This window comes from Bradyrhizobium sp. UFLA06-06 (assembly GCF_054820065.1).
The window spans coordinates 61,808-80,044 of the sequence record NZ_JADFUD010000028.1 but is presented as its reverse complement, the minus strand read 5'-3'; the positions used below and the strand labels follow the sequence as shown (position 1 = coordinate 80,044).

The window sequence follows — 18,237 nt, the reverse complement described above, 5'->3', positions numbered from 1 at the left end:
GGTTCAAGACAATCTGGCCGGTCGACTGCCAAATTCATGCTCTGGCAGACGTATTGGCTCAAAAGCCCAGCCCCTCTGCTTTTAGGGCAGCCATCTTACTTGCTCAACTTTGTAACTCTTGTCACCGCCTGGCGTCTGGACGGCTACGACTGACCCTTTGGACCTGCCTATCAACGCCCGTGCGAGCGGGGAACTGAACGAGATCTTGCCTTTTGCCGGGTCGGCTTCCGGCTCGCCAACGATTTGGCAAATTCGCTCCTCGCCCGTATCCTGGTCCGTCAGTGTGACCGTCGCGCCGAATTTGATGGTCTCGCCGGAGAGCTTTGACACTTCGATGATTTCTGCACGTGCAAGCTTGCTTTCTAACTCGGCTATGCGAGCTTCGTTGAGCCTTTGCTCGCCCAACGCAGCCTGATATTCCGAATTCTCAATAAGGTTGGGCTCGTCGGCAATCGCTTGCTGAATGCGCTCGGCAAGATGAGGCCGCTTGATTCTAGTGCGGTCGGCCAGTTCGTCGTTAAGGGCGGCATGACCGGCCGCAGTCATGGGGAGGGTTGGCATCAATTCGGACCGCCTTGTGAGAGCACCGCGAGCGGCCGCGGTCGCCTGCCGGGCCTACCTATCTCGGTACTATGGGCTGGCAACTATGCTGGCCTTTACCTGTTCCAAGGACCGCCCGGTCCAAGGAGCCCGACAAGGGAACGGAACTTGGGTTGTCGCAGGTCTACGGGTTTGCCGTGCGAATATCGACCAGTGCAGTTGTATGAGCCAATTGGGCACTCCTTGCATGGGCGCACGGGAGTACATCCTTGCTGTGGACGACGACGCGAGCGTCCGCGAAACGTCACGGAACATGCTTGACGATCTCGGATACCAGGCGATTGCGGCTGATAATCTGGATGCCGCGCTGTCGACCCTTTCTCATCAAGCAATCGATGTGGCGATTATTGATCTGGCGATGCCCGACGTTTCTGGACTCAACGTCGGACTTGAGCTTCAACGGCAGCAGCCGGGCTTGCCGATCGTGTACTGCAGTGGCTATCCAGATCTCATCGAAAAGCCTAGCAAACACATGAACGACAGTCTGCTCCTCAGCAAGCCGTTTTTCTCCCAGGAACTCTCAGCCAAGCTGGAAGCGATGCTACGCACCAGCCGTCTGCTTGACTCGGACGCAGCGCCAAATCCGCGCGGACTCAATCAATACCGGTCCGCACCATAGCGCGCGCCAGCTCGAGTTCGCTGATAGCCTGGCGCAGCGAACGGCGGGCCGCGCTCTTATCTCCATTCGCACAGGCGACTTTCAGTTCCTCGATGTGTTGAGCCGCGATCTTTGCATGCGCAACAACATCCGCAGCGCCTGCAAAACTGGATTTCCGCTTTGTGTCCATGGTCGGGCACACCCCCGCCCGCTCTTATTGGAAATAGGACGGGAGCGGAGACCGCTCCCATCGATTTGTGTCATTTCGAGTTGATCGCAATACGCTTCACCTTGGATTCTGCTTGCGGCAGCTTTGGCATGGTGACAGTCAGAACTCCGTTCTTGAACGCAGCAGAGATCTTGTCCTGGTCCACGTCTTCGATCGGGATGCGCCGTTCAAACCTGCCGTAGTACCGCTCGCTGAACCTGCGATCCTTGTCTTCCGTCTCAGTCTTCTTCTCTCCCTTGATCGAGAGAACGCCATTGGCGAGCTCGATCTGGACGTCTTTCTCGTCGAGACCTGGCAACTCCGCCGTGACTTTCACGTCCTGGTTACTCTCGTTGACCTCGATGCTCGGCCAATTCATCGACTGCTCGAGAAAGCTGCCGCCAAATGGCGCGACATCGAAGCCGCGGAAGGCGTCATCGAATAGCCGGTTCATCTCCCGGTGCAGGGTTAGAACCGGATTGTAGTTTTCGGAGCGACGGGTGGTCAGATCACGACCGCGGCCCCAGGGGGGCAGATCGGTGATAGCCATGGATTTTCTCCTTCTTTGTTCCAAAATTCGCGACGCGATAAAGCCTCGCCGCAAAATTCAATTGTGAGCAGGCGGTGTTACGCCGCATGCTTGTTCTCATCTTTCTGGTGATCAGCACCTGTGTTGATCGCAATCTGGCGCGGTTTCATCGCCTCGGGAACCTCCCGAACCAGATCGATCTTGAGCATGCCATTCTCGAACCAGGCGCCCTTCACTTGCACGTACTCGGCCAGATTGAAGATCTGTCGGAACGGGCGCGCAGAGATGCCTTGATAGAGATATTGATGGCCGCTTTTGTCGGCCTTGCGACCCTCAACGGTCAGTGTGTTCTGCCCGGCCGTGATGGAGACCGTGTCAGGCGGGAAGCCGGCAAGAGCCAGCGTGATTTGGTAGTGGTCCTCACCGACACGTTCGATGTCGTAGGGCGGGTAATTGTCCGCGCCGGTCCATCGGCCGGAGTCCGCGAGAAGGTCGAACAGACGATCGAATCCAACCGTCGATCGCCACAGGGGAGCGAGATCAAGCGTGGTCATAGCCATATCCTCCTTTTGAGCAACATGGATAAGAGCACCCAGGACGCTTGCCGGGTGCCTGCACGCGCCCCGTAGCAGGCGCCCGATTGTGCCGTGCAATTACTGCGTGGCTACCCATAAAATTAGAAGGGGGGCGTATCGTTTCAAGGCCTTCCAGGCACTTGCGAAAGCGGCAGTGCCGCACCCATGTTTTTGTCGGATCCGGCTGAGGCGAATGTGGAAGGACTTCCTGCCGTCCTGCTGCGTCTCAGCCGGTTCCTCCAAAGGTACTCGCCAACGAAAGTGACCATGGCAGCAGTCCAAAACGACGTGATCGACACGGCGCTTCTGGAATCATTTTTCGGGAGTGACCCGCCGTGCTTCGCCGCGCTCGGCGTCACCATCGGATCTCCTGGCCGGTTTGGTATGTCGCGCGCGCAGCTCCTGGAGATGAAACTCCCACCTTCGGTCGCGGCTGAGCGGAAGACCGCGACAAATAGCCCTGGTGTCGGACAGTCACGAGAGCCGCGCATCGTGAGATCTCGGAACGAAGGCTCCTGCCGGGGGGCATAGCGCTGCGCCGGCGGAGCCATGTCGGTCGAGCCGGCAGAAATCTAAGAGTAATAGGCGATCATCAACCGGTTCTGTCATCGCGCCGTTCGGTTTGACAGCAACTTAAAAGGCTAGCGATCACCGATGCCGGAAAGGCGACAATCAATAATGCGCCAAGCATGATGCCGACGTTCGGCGCAACATCGAGAGCATCGTGCGCGCCGATCGCTAATGCTGCTGCTGCGCCCACGGTATTGAATACTTAAGATGCATCGGACGTCCACTCCGTTCTCCATCACAACGCGTTTCCGTGAGCAACTGTGAGTGGCTGGTCTATGAGCGGCTTGCTTTAGCGATTCTAAAGCTCTCCACGGATCATGCCGATAATCTCCACAGCGTTTCGCCGGGCCCGATCTCGGCAGACCCGCGGCGAATGGAAAGTCGCGCGAGCGGCTTGGGGGACCACCCGCGCTAGTCTGGGTGGAAGCTTGGCCATCTCTGGGGGGCGCGATACATGAGGGCCAAGCCGTATTCCTCCGAGCAACTCGCGTGCCAGACGGGCGCGCGCAGCCTCCTCACGGGGCAAACATAAGCTCATGAAGCGCGGCGCCAGGTCGAAGCCATGAAAAACGTGCGGGCGGCGGGAGATCCGCCCGCACGAGTTGCGCTACGAAGCGGCTTGGGCCTCAGGAGGTCGTGATTGAGCAACCAAGCCGTGCATCACTCAGCAACCGGCGTGCCAGACCGTGAAGAACCGACGAGAGACCAAAAAGTTGTGCTTTTTCACGCCGCGCCAGCCAACTCCTCGGGCGGCTTCCGAACATGAATGTCGGTAACCTGACGCGGTCGTACGAGATCGGAGGGCAGTACCCAATGCTATCGTGCACAACGATCGCATCGGGTCACCGTTCAGCCTTTGCAACTGCTCCTCTTCGATCGGGCAGTTGAGCATTGCGGCCGTTGCGCTGCTATTGATCAGGGTTAGTTTCATGGCTTCCGTCGGGCGGCCACGGCAAACGCGCGAGTTAAATGGCTGAACCTTCGTCCTTGTCGTATTCCTTGAAGATCGACGACCGTCACAGTTCATCTTGGTGCGGCTGAACCTCCGGCCAGCGGGTGCGAGTGGAGGGTTACCCGGACACGGCCTCGCGTCAGTCGCTTCCCACCCACCGGTGTGCTGCTGGTTGCGGATCAATCAGTCTCCTTGTCCGGTGCGTTGCCGCCGGCTGCACTCTTCGCGCCCTTGGTCGATTTCCTGCCCACTTTCCCGCCCGCGGTCCTGAGTTTGGGCAAAGAATCGTCATCATCACTCATGCCGCTCTGTACGCTCCTGTCTTGCATGCCTTTGCGAGCCCTGGCGTCGGTGGCGAGGCTTTGCACAATGACGGAGTATGCGAGGAAAGCGGAAATGCCGCATGCGATTACAGAGGTCTTCGCTAATTTCATCCATGTCTCCTGGATCGAATTGCTTGCGAGGGAGCGATTTTGGCTTAATGCGGCTGCGCCGTTCGCTTCGCGTTGAGGGGTACGAACGGCGCAATACTCACGATGACGCCGAACCAGCTCTGTCATTTGGTTGTGTGACGTCCCGATCCGATGCTTCGCGTCATCAGGATCTGCCGACGGTTTCCAGGCTACGCCCTGACGTGGCGTGAGGTTCAAGCGATTTCTGCAGTTTGACTATCAGTCCGCCGTTCCCGGGGCCGTTTTTTATGTGGTATCAGGCTGCTCTTCCGGGATCGTGCAGGTCTGGGCCTGTCGCTCAAGCGGCTTGACGAAAGCGTCTTTCAGCGCGCTGGCTAATAGGCCTAATTTCTCTGGCAACGTGGATTTTCGTTGGTCTGGGCAATGGCGAGCTGCTCATGCTCGGAATTCGAAACCGTCCAACGGAAGATGGCCATCGAGAGGCAGATGTTTTGCCTGCCCCAGATCGCAATGCTTGCCGGGCTGCCTTCGCTTGCCTCGGCGCGTTTCGTGTTGGCGGCAGGACGCGGACGCGCTTGACTGTGCTTGCTTGCGGTGAGCCGTCCGTTCGAGCCGGCTAGACTTGGCGGAGCCGTCTCAACCATTCTCACGGCCGCCACACGCGAGGGATGATCATTCGTCTCCTTCCTCGTCGAACAAGTTCGGGTAGATCGGTTCGTTGAATGCGGGGTCAAGATGACGAGAACGAGAAGCAAATCCGCCTCTTCGGTGCGCTTCGACCAGGCTGCAGCAATCTCGGCCTAGCCCACTCGTCGCGGTGGCGGATTGCGCGCTCTCGATGTTCGTTCACGGACGATACCGCCCTTTGCAGCAGATCGTTTCTATTTCTTCGCTGAATCGTTCCAACATCTTGTGCAGCTGAACCGAAATTGGCCAATCTTCTCCTTGAAATTGCGCTTCAGCACGCGGACGCACGTGGCCTCTTTGATGGCTTGATCTGGCCGAAGACCGGCTTCGCCTCGATCGTCTGAGCCGCAACGCCGTTGATGCGACTTTCTTCCCCTGGGCTTCGCCCATTCCTCGCGAGACAAGAAAGTCGCCTCAACGCCGTCCTCCGCTGCGCTCCGGCCCGAACGGGTGCGTCGCCGATCGTCCTCGGCCTTTAGATCGCCATCGAGGCCGCGGTGGTCGCGGGCTCGAAACACAACAGGAGAAGTGACATGGCTAACATCGGTTCTTTCAAGAAGCTGGGCAACGATTTCCAGGGCGAGATTGTCACCCTGAGCCTGCAGGCAAAGGGCGTCCGCATCGTCGCCGAGACCAACCGCTCCAACGACAACGCTCCGAGCCACCGAATCTATGTAGGCCGGGCCGAGATCGGCGCAGCCTGGTCGAAGCGCTCCGAAGAGGGCCGCGATTACCTCTCGCTCAAGCTCGACGACCCCTCGTTCAACGCACCGATCTACGCGAACCTGTTCGACGACGAAGGCGGCGAGGGCTACACGCTGCTGTGGTCGCGCCCGCGCAAGAACGGCGAGTGAGCCTCGATCCTTCAGAGCCCCGCTCAGACTATTGGGCGGGGTTCGTTTTTCTGCGCGAGCCAGCGAGAATATCTCGCTGTTGGATAGGTTGCACGGATCGATCTGGGCCGGCTCCTCCGGCGCCGGCGCCCCGCCCAGGTTTTGCGCGCGTCTTAGCGGCCTCAAACACGGGGGCGTTCGTCGCCGCCTGTGCGCGCATAAGCGCGGCCTTCTGCGAGGCGGAGCGAGTCGGCGAAGGCGGGCCTGGCTTTGGGCAAGAACCTTCTCGTCCTCGAATTGCAAAAGCGCAAACAGCCGGCCGCTCGCGCTCGACTGTGAGAAGATGGCGCATCTACACGCCGCGTCATGCGCCTGCCGCGACCCTTGAGAGAAATCTGACTTTTGCGCTCAAGAACGAAGCAATAGAGCTCGCCATCCTGAAGCGGCTTTTCCTCGCCGTGCGGGAGGAGATTGCGGAGCTTGTGAAGCAGACGCCGATCGGGCTCTACACGCGTCGCATCTGGTTTCTCTATAAATGGCTGTTGGGACCCGAACTCAATCTGCCCACGGCGGACAAAATCTCCTATGTCGATGCCGTCGATACCGAACTCCAGTTCGCGAACTCCGGGCAGAATTCGATACGGCATCGCGTCCGCAACAATCTGCCAGGGACGTCAGACTTTTGGCCACTCGTGTTCAAAATGTCTTGTCAAGCGTTGGCTGAGTTATTGCCGCCTCCCTGCGGGACCGGGCTGTCGGCTGGCGCTGAAACCCCGGCTTGCGCCGGGTTTTCACCCTTCGGGCTTCCATCCCTGACGGAAGCTGCGACGCGGCGGATGCCGCCGTCGCGGGTCTTGGTCAAGGGTCTTGGTCAAGGGTCTTGGTAGAAGGCCTTGGTCGCGCGTCTTGGACGTTGCCGTTGGCGACCGATGATACAGGAGAGGCAGAGGGGAGCGGCCTTGGCCATGACGGGTTGAGGGTCGGAGGAGAGTCTTCCGGCGCCCGTCATGGAGATTGCTCCCATGAATACGCAGATTGTTGATGCCAGCCGCAACGCCAGTTTCGGTTACAGAGTGGATGTGAGCCGCGGCGAGCGCATTGGTCGGGTGTCCTCGGAGTGGTTCTGTCGTCCGGCGGATGAGCGCTATCTGTCGCTCAACGAACTGGCCTGCACGGTGCGCGATCGCGCGGACCGCAGCCGGACGCGCGTGGTCGAAAGCGCGCTCATCCATGTCGAGGCAAACCGTGCCGATCCTGAGCGCCTGGCCTTGATGCTGCCCGGCTTGGACACGCCGCTCGCCCCGACCCACTGGAGCTTCGGCCAGCTTGCAAGCCAGGTTGGCGCTCCGGCCACCTACCTGCGGCAGCTCCCCGCGGCACTCGCAGCAATCAACCTGCAATATGGCCTGACCGACAATCGGGTCGAGCAGATCAAAACGCTCGAGACCGAGGGTAGCCGCATCGAGCTTCGCGCTGTCACCGGTCCCGACTATGGCCGGATCTACGACCACGAGCTGGTTGAGGCCGTACAACGCATCGCTGGCAATGGCACAGGCGATACACGGTGGAAGGTGCCTGGTGCGCTCGACTGGTCAAGTGGCATCTACAATCCCCGCGTCGACATTTCCAAGGACACGACGACCCTCTACGCGTCGGACAGGGACGTTTTCCTGTTTCTGGTCGATGATCTGAATCCCATCGAGGCCGGTCGTCTCCGGGACGGCTCGCCCGACCTCTATTTCCGAGGCTTCTATTGCTGGAACTCGGAAGTTGGCGCGAAGACGCTCGGCATGGCGAGCTTCTATCTTCGTGCGGTTTGTCAGAATCGCAATCTGTGGGGCGTGGAAGATTTCGAGGAGATGACCATCCGCCATTCCAAATACGCAGCCTCCCGCTTTGCTCACGAGGCAGCCCCGGCACTGTTGAACTTCGCCGACTCCTCACCCATGCCCTTTGTCAACGGCATCAAGGCCGCCCGCGAGCGGATCGTGGCACGCAGCGACGAGGATCGCACCGAGTTTCTGCGCCGCCGCGGCTTCTCCAAGGCCGAGACAGGCAAGGTGATTGAGGCGGTGCTGGCGGAGGAAGGCCGCCCGCCTGAAAGCATCTTCGATTTCGTGCAGGGCATCACCGCCGTCGCGCGCGACAGGCCGCATCAGGATGTCCGCCTGGACATGGAGGCCAAGGCCAAGAAGTTGCTCGACCGCGTGGCGTAATTGCGGCCAAGCCGGGGATTCCGTTCTCCGGCTTGGCTTGTCTGCGCTCTTCCGGCTCACCAGTTCGGGGATGGCGCTGCCTCTCGGGGAGACGTTGATGTCCGTCGCGGGCCGGCAATTCCGCGGCGGCTCGGAGACCGTAGCGCCGTCGCCAAAACCGGCGCGGCACCGAAAGATGCACGCCAAGTGTCGCGATACTCGCTTGCAGCTTCGACCCACGTGACCTCGACTTCTGAAACGAGAGGTGAACTGGATCGCATCCGAGCTCGGGCAACTCAGTTTTCCGATAGCGCGGCAGCCGCCAACCACCGCCATTGCGCCAGCAAGAAAGCGAGAGCGAGAGAGGGGCAGGCATGTTCGTGAACGGGTTGGAGGCCGAGAGAGAGGCTCCCGGCCGCCCGTTTCGGAGAAACTGACATGGCAAAGGCCGTTCAGAAGATCAAGCTGTCGTCGTCGCGCGACATTCCCTTCAGCAAACTCATCTTGAGCCAGAATAATGTGCGGCGCCTCAAAGCCGGCATCTCGATCGAGGATCTTGCCGAGGACATCGCCCGGCGCTCCCTGCTGCAAAGTCTCAACGTCCGGCCTGTCCTCGACGACGAAGGCCGGGAAACCGGCATGTTCGAGGTGCCGGCCGGAGGTCGCCGCTATCGCGCACTTGAGCTCCTGGTCAAGCAGAAGCGTCTGGCGAAGACCGCGCCGGTCCCATGCATCGTCAGTGACATGGCTGACGTGATCACCGCGGAAGAAGACTCGCTCGCCGAGAACGTGCACCGCATCGCGCTTCATCCCCTGGACCAGTTTCGCGCATTCCAGACCCTGCGCGAGCAAGGGCGGTCCGAAGAAGATGTCGCGGCCATCTTCTTTGTATCCGTCAACGTGGTGAAGCAGCGGCTGCGGCTTGCGGCGGTGTCCCCGAAGCTGCTCGAGGTTTACGCCGACGACGGCATGTCGCTCGAACAGTTGATGGCGTTCTCGGTTACCGCCGATCACGGCCGGCAGGAACAGGTCTGGGAGACCGTCAACAAGTCGGGTTATGAAGAGCCGTATCAGATCAGGCGCCTCCTGACCGAGCGTGCGGTGCGGGTCTCCGACAGGCGCGCCCGATTTGTCGGCCTCGCCGCTTATGAAGCGGCCGGCGGCGGCGTGCTGCGCGATCTCTTCGAAGAAGATGGCGGCGGCTGGCTCGAGGACGTTGCGCTGCTGGAGCGTCTCGTGGCTGAGAAGTTGCGGGCAGAAGCTGAGGCGATCGCCGCCGAAGGCTGGAAGTGGATAGAGGTGACCGCCGCCAGCTTTCCCTACGGCCATGACCACGGGCTCCGCCGGCTCGAGGCAGATCCGGCGGCTCTCACCGCCGAAGAGCAGGCGCGCTTCGATACTCTCCAGGTTGAATACGACGCGCTTGAGGCAAGATTTGAAGGCGCTGACGAACTGCCCGGTGAGGTGGACGCGCGGCTCGGCGAACTCGAGCAGGCGCTCGAAGCGTTCAACAACCGGCCGGACATCTTCGAGCCGGACCAGATGGCCAGAGCCGGCGTCTTCGTCAGCATCGATTGCGAAGGACGGCTTTCTGTCAATCGGGGTTATGTCCGACCGGAGGACGAGGAGCCTGCGGCCGGTGTCGAAGGCGAGCGAGGCACCGATGTAGCGGTGACTGAAGGGCAGGAGCCCGGTGCTTCGGTCCAGCGCACGGCGATTTCGCTCGCCGGTGCATCGACCGAGCCGGAGGAGCATGATGAGGATGCGGCAAGGCCGTTGCCGGATCGACTCATCACCGAAAGGCGCATCGTACGTTGGCATTACGGGACGCGCTGGCAGAACATCCGGCAATCGCGTTCCAGGCGGTGCTGCACAATTTCGTGCTGACGGCCTTTTACCGGTACGGATCGTCCAACACATGTCTGGAGATCGGACTTCGTACGCCGACCTTTCCCGCTCAAGCCCCCGGGCTCAGGGAAAGCGCATCTGCCAAGGCAGTTGAGGCCCGGCACGAGTCCTGGAAGGCCCGGCTGCCCAAGAGCGAGAACGATCTCTGGGATGCGCTCACGGCCCTTGACGGTGCCGCACAGGCATCCCTGTTCGCTCACTGTGCGTCATTTGCGGTCAACGCCGTCCATGAGCCGGCCAACCGTTACAATCAGGGCCGTGTCTATGCTCACGGCGTCTGCTCTCGGTTCGATCAGGCCGATGTGCTGGCGCGTGCTGTCGGCCTCGACATGGTTCAGTCCGGCTGGCGACCGACTGTTGACAATTATCTCGGCCGCGTCACCAAGCCGCGTATCCTGGAGGCGGTGCGGGAGGCGCGAGGTGAATCGTCCGCGCAATTGATCGATCACCTGAAGAAGTCCGAGATGGCCAGCGAGGCCGAGCGTCTTCTCGAGGGTTCGGGCTGGTTGCCGGAGCTGCTGCGCCCGGTCGACGCCACCGCCTCGCCAGTCGAACAGGAAGGGGAGGCTGGCTCGCTCCCCGAATTCCTCGCCAACGAAGGGCAGGAGGAGGGTGGCGACGAGGCTGAACCACAGCTCGATGCCGCCGAATGACGCCTCATCGCGGGACGGCTCCGGCCGTCCCGTACGCCTTCCTTCGCACGTCTCGTCCCGCGCCCGTCCACGCCGTGTCCGGCAGTGATTTCGTCTTGTCGCCCGGCCGAATGTGGTGGCGCGGCGTGAGGGCGCGCGGCTGCCTCCTGAGAGGCAGAGAGTGCGGCCGAGACGGGTTTGAGCCGGCACGGTCCAGAGAGAGCGCCAGCCGGCTCGACCCGTTCCCGCTCTCCGAAAGACATCCTGCCATGACCGAATCTCTCACCGGCGGCGCTGCCGCCGCGCCGCTCTCGATGCGTGCCGCTGCAAGTCTAACCTCTGCGGCTCTCCGCGCTGCACAGCAGCTCTTGATTGAGCTCGAACGCGGTCGTCGCATCGATGCCGCTGTCCTGCGTAGCGCCATGGAGGCTGCCTTCGCCGGCTCGGACGCGGCCGGTGCCTGGAATTGGAAGACCGCCTATGACGCCTGCGAGGCGGCGACCGTTCTATTCCTTCGCAAGTTCGGCCCGACCATGCGCGCCAAGGCGGGTTCGACGGCTGCCATGCTGCCGATGCTCGCAAGGATCGCAAGCTGTCTGCCGACCCATACGCGGCGTTCCGAGGATGGCCAGGCACTTCAACAATTCTCGACGCCGATTCCGCTCGGCCTTGTTGCATCTGTGGCGGCGGGCGTTACGCCTGCCGATCGCGTTCTCGAGCCCTCGGCAGGGACAGGCTTGCTTGCGATCTTTGCCGAGCTTTCGGGCGGCGCCCTGGTGTTGAACGAGTTGGCCGAGCCGCGCGCGACATTGCTCGATCAGCTGTTCACCAACGTTAAGGTCACCCGCTTTGACGCCGCCCAGATCGATGATCACCTTGAGGCGAGGGTTGCCCCGAGCGTCGTCTTGATGAACCCGCCGTTCTCGGCTGTGGCGAATGTCGAACGACCGATGCCGGACGCAGCTCTCCGGCACATCACCTCAGCCTTGGCGCGCCTTTGCGACGGCGGCCGTCTTGTCGTCATCGTCGGCAAGAGCCTTGCGCCGGATAATCCGGCATGGACGGAAGCCTTTGTTCGTCTCCAGGAACGCGGGCGGGTTGCGTTTTCTGCCGCCATTGACGGCGCCGTCTACGCCAAGCACGGGACACAAACGGACACAAGGCTGCTTGTGATCGACAAGCTGCCTGCGCCTGATCCGAAAATCTTTCCCGCTTCACCGGGCATGGCGAGCGATGTCGCCACCTTATTTGGCTGGGTGGCCCGGCATGTGCCGTCGAGGCTACCCGTCGTCACTACGCCGGTTGGGCGCGACCTTATTCGTTGTGGTCCAGCGAAGGCGAGATCGACCGCCGCCGCTGTACCGTGTCTACCGTCCACGTCGGGACGTGTGGCGCCAAGAGGCGTAGAGCTCAACTACGAGACAGTCGATTGGTCTCCGCCGGAAAGCGCCCGACTGACCGATGCGCTTTATGAGGAGTACGAATTGCAGTCGATCCGGATTTCCGGATCGCATCCACATCCGACCAAACTCGTGCAGTCCGCGGCAATGGCATCCGTCGCGCCACCGAAGCCGACCTACCGTCCGCATCTGCCGCCACGTGTGGTGACAGATGGACTTCTGTCGGACGCTCAGCTCGAGAGCGTCATTTATGCCGGCGGAGCACATTCCGAATTCCTGGCAGGCTCCTGGACCGTCGATCCGACCTTTGATGTTGTGGCCGCCGCGTGCGAGGACGCTCAGAATGCCATCCGCTTTCGCCGTGGCTGGTTCTTGGGCGATGGCACCGGCGCGGGCAAGGGACGTCAGGTCGGTGGAATCCTGCTCGACAATTGGCTCAAGGGCCGCCGCCGTGCGGTCTGGATCAGCAAATCCGACAAGCTGATCGAAGATGCCCAGCGCGACTGGTCGGCGCTCGGCATGGAGCGCCTGCTGGTGACGCCGCTGTCCCGGTTTCGCCAGGGGACGGCGATCCGGCTTTCGGAAGGCATCCTATTTACAACCTATGCCACGCTACGCACCGACGAGCGCGGCGAGAAGCTTTCGCGTGTCAGCCAGATCGTTGAATGGTTGGGCTCCGACTTCGAAGGAGTGATCATCTTCGACGAGAGCCACGCCATGCAGAATGCGGTCGGGGGCAAGGGCGAGCGCGGCGACCGGGCGGCCTCTCAGCAGGGGCGCGCGGGCCTGAGGCTCCAGCACGCCTTGCCGAATGCTCGGGTGGTCTATGTGTCGGCGACGGGCGCCACCACAGTGCACAACCTCGCTTATGCGCAACGCCTCGGGCTCTGGGGCGGCGCGGACTTCCCGTTCGCCACGCGCGCCGAGTTCGTCGAGGCGATCGAGGAGGGTGGGGTGGCGGCCATGGAGGTCCTGGCTCGTGACCTAAAGGCGCTCGGTCTCTATGCCGCCCGCTCGCTGTCTTATGAGGGCGTCGAGTACGAGCTCGTCGAGCACCAGCTTACGTCCGAGCAGGTTCGCATCTACGACGCCTATGCTGACGCGTTCAGCATCATCCATAACAATCTCGACGCCGCGATGCGGGCCGCCAACATCACCGGCGAAACCGGAACGCTGAACGGACAGGCCAGATCGGCGGCGCGATCCGCCTTCGAAAGCGCCAAGCAGCGCTTCTTCGGGCATCTGTTGACCTCGATGAAGACGCCTTCGCTGATCCGATCGATCGAGCGTGATCTCGACGCCGGCCATGCCGCGGTGATTCAGATCGTCTCAACGGGCGAGGCGCTGATGGAGCGTCGGCTGGCCGAAATTCCGACCGAAGACTGGGGCGACGTCCAGGTCGACATTACGCCCCGCGAGTATGTCCTCGACTATCTCGCTTTTTCCTTCCCGGTGCAGCTCTACGAGCCCTTCACTGATTCAGAGGGTAATCCTTGCTCGCGGCCTGTCTATCGCGACGGCCAACCGGTCGAGAGCCGGGAGGCTGTCTTGCGCCGCGATCGCTTGATCGAAAAGCTCGCCTCGCTGCCGCCTGTTCCTGGGGCGTTGGACCAGGTCATCCAGCGTTTCGGCACCGACATGGTCGCCGAAGTGACCGGCCGTTCGCGCCGCATCGTTCGCAAGCATGGCCGATTGGTGGTCGAGAGCCGAGCGGGCTCGGCGAACCTCGCGGAAACCTCGGCCTTCATGGATGACGTCAAGCGCGTCCTCGTGTTCTCCGACGCGGGCGGCACGGGACGGAGCTACCATGCCGAACTGTCGGCCCGAAATCGCCGGTTGCGGGTCCATTACCTGCTCGAGCCCGGCTGGAAGGCCGATGCCGCGATCCAGGGGCTTGGCCGGACCAACCGGACCAATCAGGCGCAGCCGCCGCTGTTTCGTCCCATCGCGACGGATGTGAAGGCCGAAAAACGCTTTCTCAGCACCATTGCGCGGCGGCTCGACACGCTGGGCGCGATCACACGCGGTCAGCGCCAGACTGGAGGGCAGGGCCTGTTTCGGCCGGAGGACAATCTCGAAAGCCGGTACGGGCGTGATGCCTTGCGTCAACTCTACACATTGCTCGTTCGCGGCAGGATCGACGGCTGCTCGCTCGAGAGGTTCGAGGATGCGACCGGCCTGCAACTGACCGATGCCAATGGGCTGAGGGATGAGCTGCCGCCGATCACGACCTTCCTCAATCGTTTGCTGGCGCTCACCATCGACTTACAGAACGTCCTGTTCACCGTCTTCGAACAGCTCTTGATGGCTCGGATCGAGGGCGCGGTTGCTTCCGGCACCTATGACATTGGGCTGGAAACGCTCCGCGCCGAGAGCTTTGTCGTCTGCGACCGGCGGACGGTCTACACCCATCCGGGCACGGGGGCGCAGACCCGCCTGCTTACGCTGACCCAGCGCTGGCGCAATCATCCCTTAAGTCTCGATGAGGCTCTGGCTCGGCTTTCCGATCATCGCGCGATTCCGTTGTTCAATGAACGCTCGGCCCGTGCGGCCGTGCAGCTCCCGGCGCCAAGTTTCATGCTCGACGACGGCGAGATCGAGCGGCGCATCCGCTTGATACGGCCGATGGAGCAGCACAGCGTCTCCCTCAACATGATGGCGGAAAGCCATTGGGCCGAATCGGATCGCGAACGCTTTGCCGCCGCCTGGCTGGCGGAACTCGCAGAGCTACCCGAGTTCTCGGAGAGTACGATCCACGTCGTGGCCGGCTTGCTGTTACCCATCTGGAAGCGGCTGCCGAACGAATCAAGCCGAGTTTATCGGCTCCAGACCGACGCGGGCGAACGCATCATCGGCCGCAAGGTCTCCGCCGCCTGGGTCGCGAACGTCCTTGCCGCGGATGCGCCCACGTTGACGCCGGACGCTGCCTTTGCCGCGCTGATGGAGGGACAGATCGTCCTCGATCTTGCCGAAGACCTCCAGCTTCGCCGTGTCCGATTGATGGGCGCAACCCGCATCGAACTGTCGGGACTCAACGACACGATGCGCGATCGCCTGCGGGCTTATGGTCTGTTCGGGGAGATCATCTCCTGGAAGCTCCGCATGTTCGTGCCCACGGACGCAAGCGGTGTGGAGGTCCTGGCGAAGGTGCTCGACAGCTATCCGGTCGCGCGCGTCGGTGGACGGGAGGCCGCGTGATGCCCCGCGACGCCTCCGAATTGGCACGCCGCCTCGCGCGCGAGGCCGAGGCGGTATGCAGGCACTATCTCTCCAATGGTAAGCGGGCCGGACGGTACTGGGTGGTCGGCGACGTCCGCAACACGCCGGGCCGTTCGTTGTTCGTACGGCTCCAGGAATCGCCGAAGGGACCCGCCGGCAAATGGACCGATGCCGCGACCGGAGAACATGGTGACCTCCTCGACGTCATCCGCGAAAGTCTGGCCTTGCGAGACTTTCGCGAGGTGGCCGAGGAGGCGAGACGCTTTCTGAAGCTACCTCGTTCCGAGCGGCAACCTACCCCGGAACGGGTGGGTCCAGCCGTGCTGGCCGGATCGCAGCAAGCCGCCCGTCGCCTTTTTGCCATGTCCAGCCCAATCGACGGGACTGTGGTCGAAGCTTATTTGCAACGTCGCGGAATAGCCCGCATCCACCATGGTGGCAGCTTGCGCTTCCACCCACGTTGCTACTATCGACCGGACGATCATTTGCCGACCGAAACATGGCCAGCGATGATCGCCTGCGTCACGAACCTCGCCGGGCGGATCTCCGGCGTGCATCGCACCTGGCTCGATCCTGACGGATTTGATCGCGTCCGGCTCGGCAAGGCCCCTGTCGACACGCCACGACGGGCCATGGGTGACCTGCTCGGCAATGCCGTTCGTTTCGGCCTGGCGGACGACGTGCTCGCTGCCGGCGAGGGTATCGAGACCATGCTGTCGCTGCGTTACCTCCTGCCGAGCCTGCCGATGACAGCGGCGCTGTCGGCCAATCACCTCTCGGCCATGTTGCTGCCGTCTGGGCTACGTCGGCTCTATATCGCCCGCGACGCCGATGCCGCCGGAGATGCCGTACAAGCTAACCTTACCCAGCGCGCGGAAGATGCCGGCGTTGAAGCGATCGCGTTGTCGCCTCGGCTGGGCGACTTCAATGAAGATCTGCACATCTTAGGCCCTGAAGCGCTCCGAGCAGCGTTGCGGCTTCAACTCGTACCAGAAGATGTCGTTCGCTTCTTGCATTCGCTCCCGCCGGCCGCGGAAAAAGCCGACATCGTTCGATCGATCGCGATGGATCGGTGGTAGATTGGGCCAATGCCGGAAGGGCACGCGACCACGGCCTTCTAGAGGGCGATCGGACGCCAAGCGGTTCGGGCCGGCAATGGCTGCGTCCGGCTATTTTCCGCCGCGCGCAGGCGATGAGAAGGCACGCCAGCGATCCGACCGGCGCGCTTTGCATCGCGAAGCAAAATAGCCGGCCTTCGCCATCCTCCGCTGCCGCTTCGGCCCTCCGCTTCCGCCTGCGCCCTAGCGGGCTTCGGCGGACAAGCCGCTCCGGGTTCTGGCCCGTTCCGCCCGCCGTCTGAGTGATCGCCACGAAGGCCGCGATGGGCGCGGCCAATCCGGCAAAGGACCTCTTCCCATGACCGACCACGACGACATCGAACCGGCGCAGGCGGCGTCTCCAACCGACCACGTCCTGAGCGAATTGCAGCTCTTCGGCTATCGTCCCTTCGACGACCAGCCAGATCCAAGACCCCTTCCCGAGGCGAAAACGATCGCCGGTGCCATCGTCGATATGTTCGACGCCCTGGTCGCCACGCTGAGCGATACGCGGCTAGAGCCGGACCTCGACGAACTCCTTTGGTCGACGGTCAACCTGTTCCATCGTGCCGTCGACCGCATTGAACGTCAGCTCGACGACAATGAACAAGCTCAGCACAAGAGCCAACGGGAGCAGAACGGGTCGGAGGTGCGATCGGTCGAGCTTGAGCGCCTGATGGCCGAGGGCATCACGCTGATCGAGCGCCGAAATTGCTTGGAAATCTTTCGCGATCAGGCGATCGAACGATTTGAGGTCCACACCGGCTCGTCGTGGCGTCCTCGGTCGGGCTCGCTGGTCAACCACCGCACGCTCACCGCAGCGATGATCGACTCCCGCGACTTTATCGCCGCCAAGCGTCGTACCGAGAGCGAGGACATGTTGCCGCCGGGAGTGAAGATCGCACTCACCGGCGGGCTGGACTTCAACGACCACCGCCTCATCTGGGATCGCCTCGACAAGGTTCGCGCCAAGCATCCCGACATGGTCCTGCTCCATGGCGGCTCGCCCAAAGGCGCCGAATTGATCGCCTCCAAATGGGCGACCACCCGCAAGGTACCCCAGATCGTCTTCAAGCCCGACTGGACAAAGCATGCCAAGGCGGCTCCCTTCAAGCGCAATGACGCCATGCTCGAACTGCTGCCGATCGGCGTCATGCACTTTCCGGGTACAGGGATCCAGGACAACCTCGCCGACAAGGCGAGGCGTTTCGGCATCCCCGTTTGGAGATTCGGCGGCGCGTGAGCGCCGTCGTCTCGCCTCCAAACCATCAAAGCGGAGTTGTACGCGCCGCAACTCCGCCTCGTTCAGACCTTATATCCGAAGTCGCGCCGTGGTGGTGGTGGAAGGCGCGACTTGCAAATCCATGCAATTGGAGCCGCCACCATGCCCGCCCTTGGGCTTGTTCTCAACGCACTCGGCATCGGTTTGTTCTGCTGGGCGGTTTTCGCGCTGGCAGTGTATGCCTTGCCGTTTTTCGTCGCACTTAATTTCGGGATGATAGCGTTCCATGGTGGCGCCAGCGTCATCGGCGCGCTGCTCGTCGCAATTGCCGCTGGCGTGCTGACATTTGCCGTCGGTGAGATCACCTTCGCTGGTAGCCGATCCGTGGCCCGGCGCGTCATGATCGCGACCATATTCGCTGTCCCAGCTGCCATCGCCGGCTACAATGTGGTGCTCGCGCTGTCGCAGATCGCAGTGCCGTCGCTGGCCTGGCGTGAGGCCTTCGCTTACCTCGGCGCGCTTTGCGTAGGCGGCACGACGTGGACGCGCTTGACTGTGCTTGCTCGCGGTGACCCTTCACTTCGAGCCGGCTAGAGCAT

Annotated in this window: 15 protein-coding genes and 1 pseudogene; 9 read left to right on the top strand and 7 right to left on the bottom strand. The window is 62.1% G+C overall.

Annotated features, from left to right (window positions below):
- Positions 1-81 precede the first annotated feature (81 nt).
- The gene (gene greA, locus IF803_RS23730; protein ID WP_028343859.1) at positions 82-561 is read right to left on the bottom strand and encodes a transcription elongation factor GreA; all 480 of its coding nucleotides are present in this window, start codon (positions 559-561) and stop codon (positions 82-84) included.
- A gap of 226 nt (positions 562-787) precedes the next feature.
- Between greA and IF803_RS23725 the strand changes: the two genes are divergently transcribed.
- Positions 788-1,219: a response regulator gene (locus tag IF803_RS23725; protein WP_016843179.1), complete on the top strand. Its 432-nt coding sequence runs from the start codon at positions 788-790 to the stop codon at positions 1,217-1,219.
- On the opposite strand, the gene IF803_RS23720 is transcribed toward IF803_RS23725, so the two are convergent.
- From IF803_RS23720 to IF803_RS23695, 6 genes are all read right to left on the bottom strand, one after another.
- The gene (locus IF803_RS23720) at positions 1,194-1,388 is read right to left on the bottom strand and encodes a hypothetical protein (RefSeq protein ID WP_035633041.1); all 195 of its coding nucleotides are present in this window, start codon (positions 1,386-1,388) and stop codon (positions 1,194-1,196) included. The genes IF803_RS23725 and IF803_RS23720 overlap by 26 nt on opposite strands.
- A gap of 70 nt (positions 1,389-1,458) precedes the next feature.
- Complete coding sequence (locus IF803_RS23715; RefSeq protein ID WP_016843180.1) at positions 1,459-1,956, bottom strand: Hsp20/alpha crystallin family protein; 498 nt, start codon at positions 1,954-1,956, stop codon at positions 1,459-1,461.
- A gap of 77 nt (positions 1,957-2,033) precedes the next feature.
- Complete coding sequence (locus IF803_RS23710) at positions 2,034-2,489, bottom strand: Hsp20 family protein (RefSeq protein ID WP_016843181.1); 456 nt, start codon at positions 2,487-2,489, stop codon at positions 2,034-2,036.
- Positions 2,490-3,102: 613 nt separating this feature from the next.
- Complete coding sequence (locus IF803_RS23705; RefSeq protein ID WP_155258730.1) at positions 3,103-3,270, bottom strand: hypothetical protein; 168 nt, start codon at positions 3,268-3,270, stop codon at positions 3,103-3,105.
- A gap of 941 nt (positions 3,271-4,211) precedes the next feature.
- Positions 4,212-4,466, bottom strand: a complete 255-nt coding sequence (locus tag IF803_RS23700; RefSeq protein ID WP_016843182.1) for a hypothetical protein — start codon at positions 4,464-4,466, stop codon at positions 4,212-4,214.
- Positions 4,467-4,828: 362 nt separating this feature from the next.
- Positions 4,829-5,089 carry a hypothetical protein gene (locus IF803_RS23695; protein WP_155258731.1) on the bottom strand — a complete coding sequence of 87 codons (261 nt, stop codon included), beginning with the start codon at positions 5,087-5,089 and terminating at the stop codon, positions 4,829-4,831.
- A 576-nt stretch (positions 5,090-5,665) separates the two neighbouring features.
- Here IF803_RS23695 and IF803_RS23690 point away from each other — a divergent pair.
- The 8 genes and pseudogenes from IF803_RS23690 (at position 5,666) to IF803_RS23655 (ending at position 18,232) form a co-directional block, all read left to right on the top strand.
- Positions 5,666-5,986, top strand: a complete 321-nt coding sequence (locus tag IF803_RS23690) for a DUF736 domain-containing protein (RefSeq protein WP_018270286.1) — start codon at positions 5,666-5,668, stop codon at positions 5,984-5,986.
- 314 nt (positions 5,987-6,300) lie between these two features.
- The gene (locus tag IF803_RS23685) at positions 6,301-6,852 is read left to right on the top strand and encodes a hypothetical protein (RefSeq protein WP_016841709.1); all 552 of its coding nucleotides are present in this window, start codon (positions 6,301-6,303) and stop codon (positions 6,850-6,852) included.
- 135 nt (positions 6,853-6,987) lie between these two features.
- Positions 6,988-8,181, top strand: a complete 1,194-nt coding sequence (locus IF803_RS23680; RefSeq protein ID WP_028343862.1) for a hypothetical protein — start codon at positions 6,988-6,990, stop codon at positions 8,179-8,181.
- Between the two features lie 417 nt (positions 8,182-8,598).
- Positions 8,599-10,721 (top strand): annotated as a pseudogene (locus IF803_RS23675) (ParB/RepB/Spo0J family partition protein).
- 248 nt (positions 10,722-10,969) lie between these two features.
- Positions 10,970-15,298, top strand: coding sequence for a strawberry notch-like NTP hydrolase domain-containing protein (locus IF803_RS23670; protein ID WP_028343863.1), 4,329 nt, complete (start codon positions 10,970-10,972; stop codon positions 15,296-15,298).
- Entirely contained in the window at positions 15,298-16,398 is a 1,101-nt protein-coding gene (locus IF803_RS23665) for a DUF7146 domain-containing protein (protein ID WP_035633030.1), read from the top strand. The genes IF803_RS23670 and IF803_RS23665 overlap by 1 nt, the downstream gene beginning before the upstream one ends.
- Positions 16,399-16,735: 337 nt before the next feature.
- A complete protein-coding gene (locus IF803_RS23660; protein ID WP_028343864.1) occupies positions 16,736-17,659 on the top strand; it encodes a DUF2493 domain-containing protein in 924 nt (307 codons plus the stop codon).
- Positions 17,660-17,800: 141 nt separating this feature from the next.
- On the top strand, positions 17,801-18,232 hold the full coding sequence (locus IF803_RS23655) for a hypothetical protein (protein ID WP_018270293.1): 432 nt from the start codon (positions 17,801-17,803) through the stop codon (positions 18,230-18,232).
- Positions 18,233-18,237 lie beyond the last annotated feature (5 nt).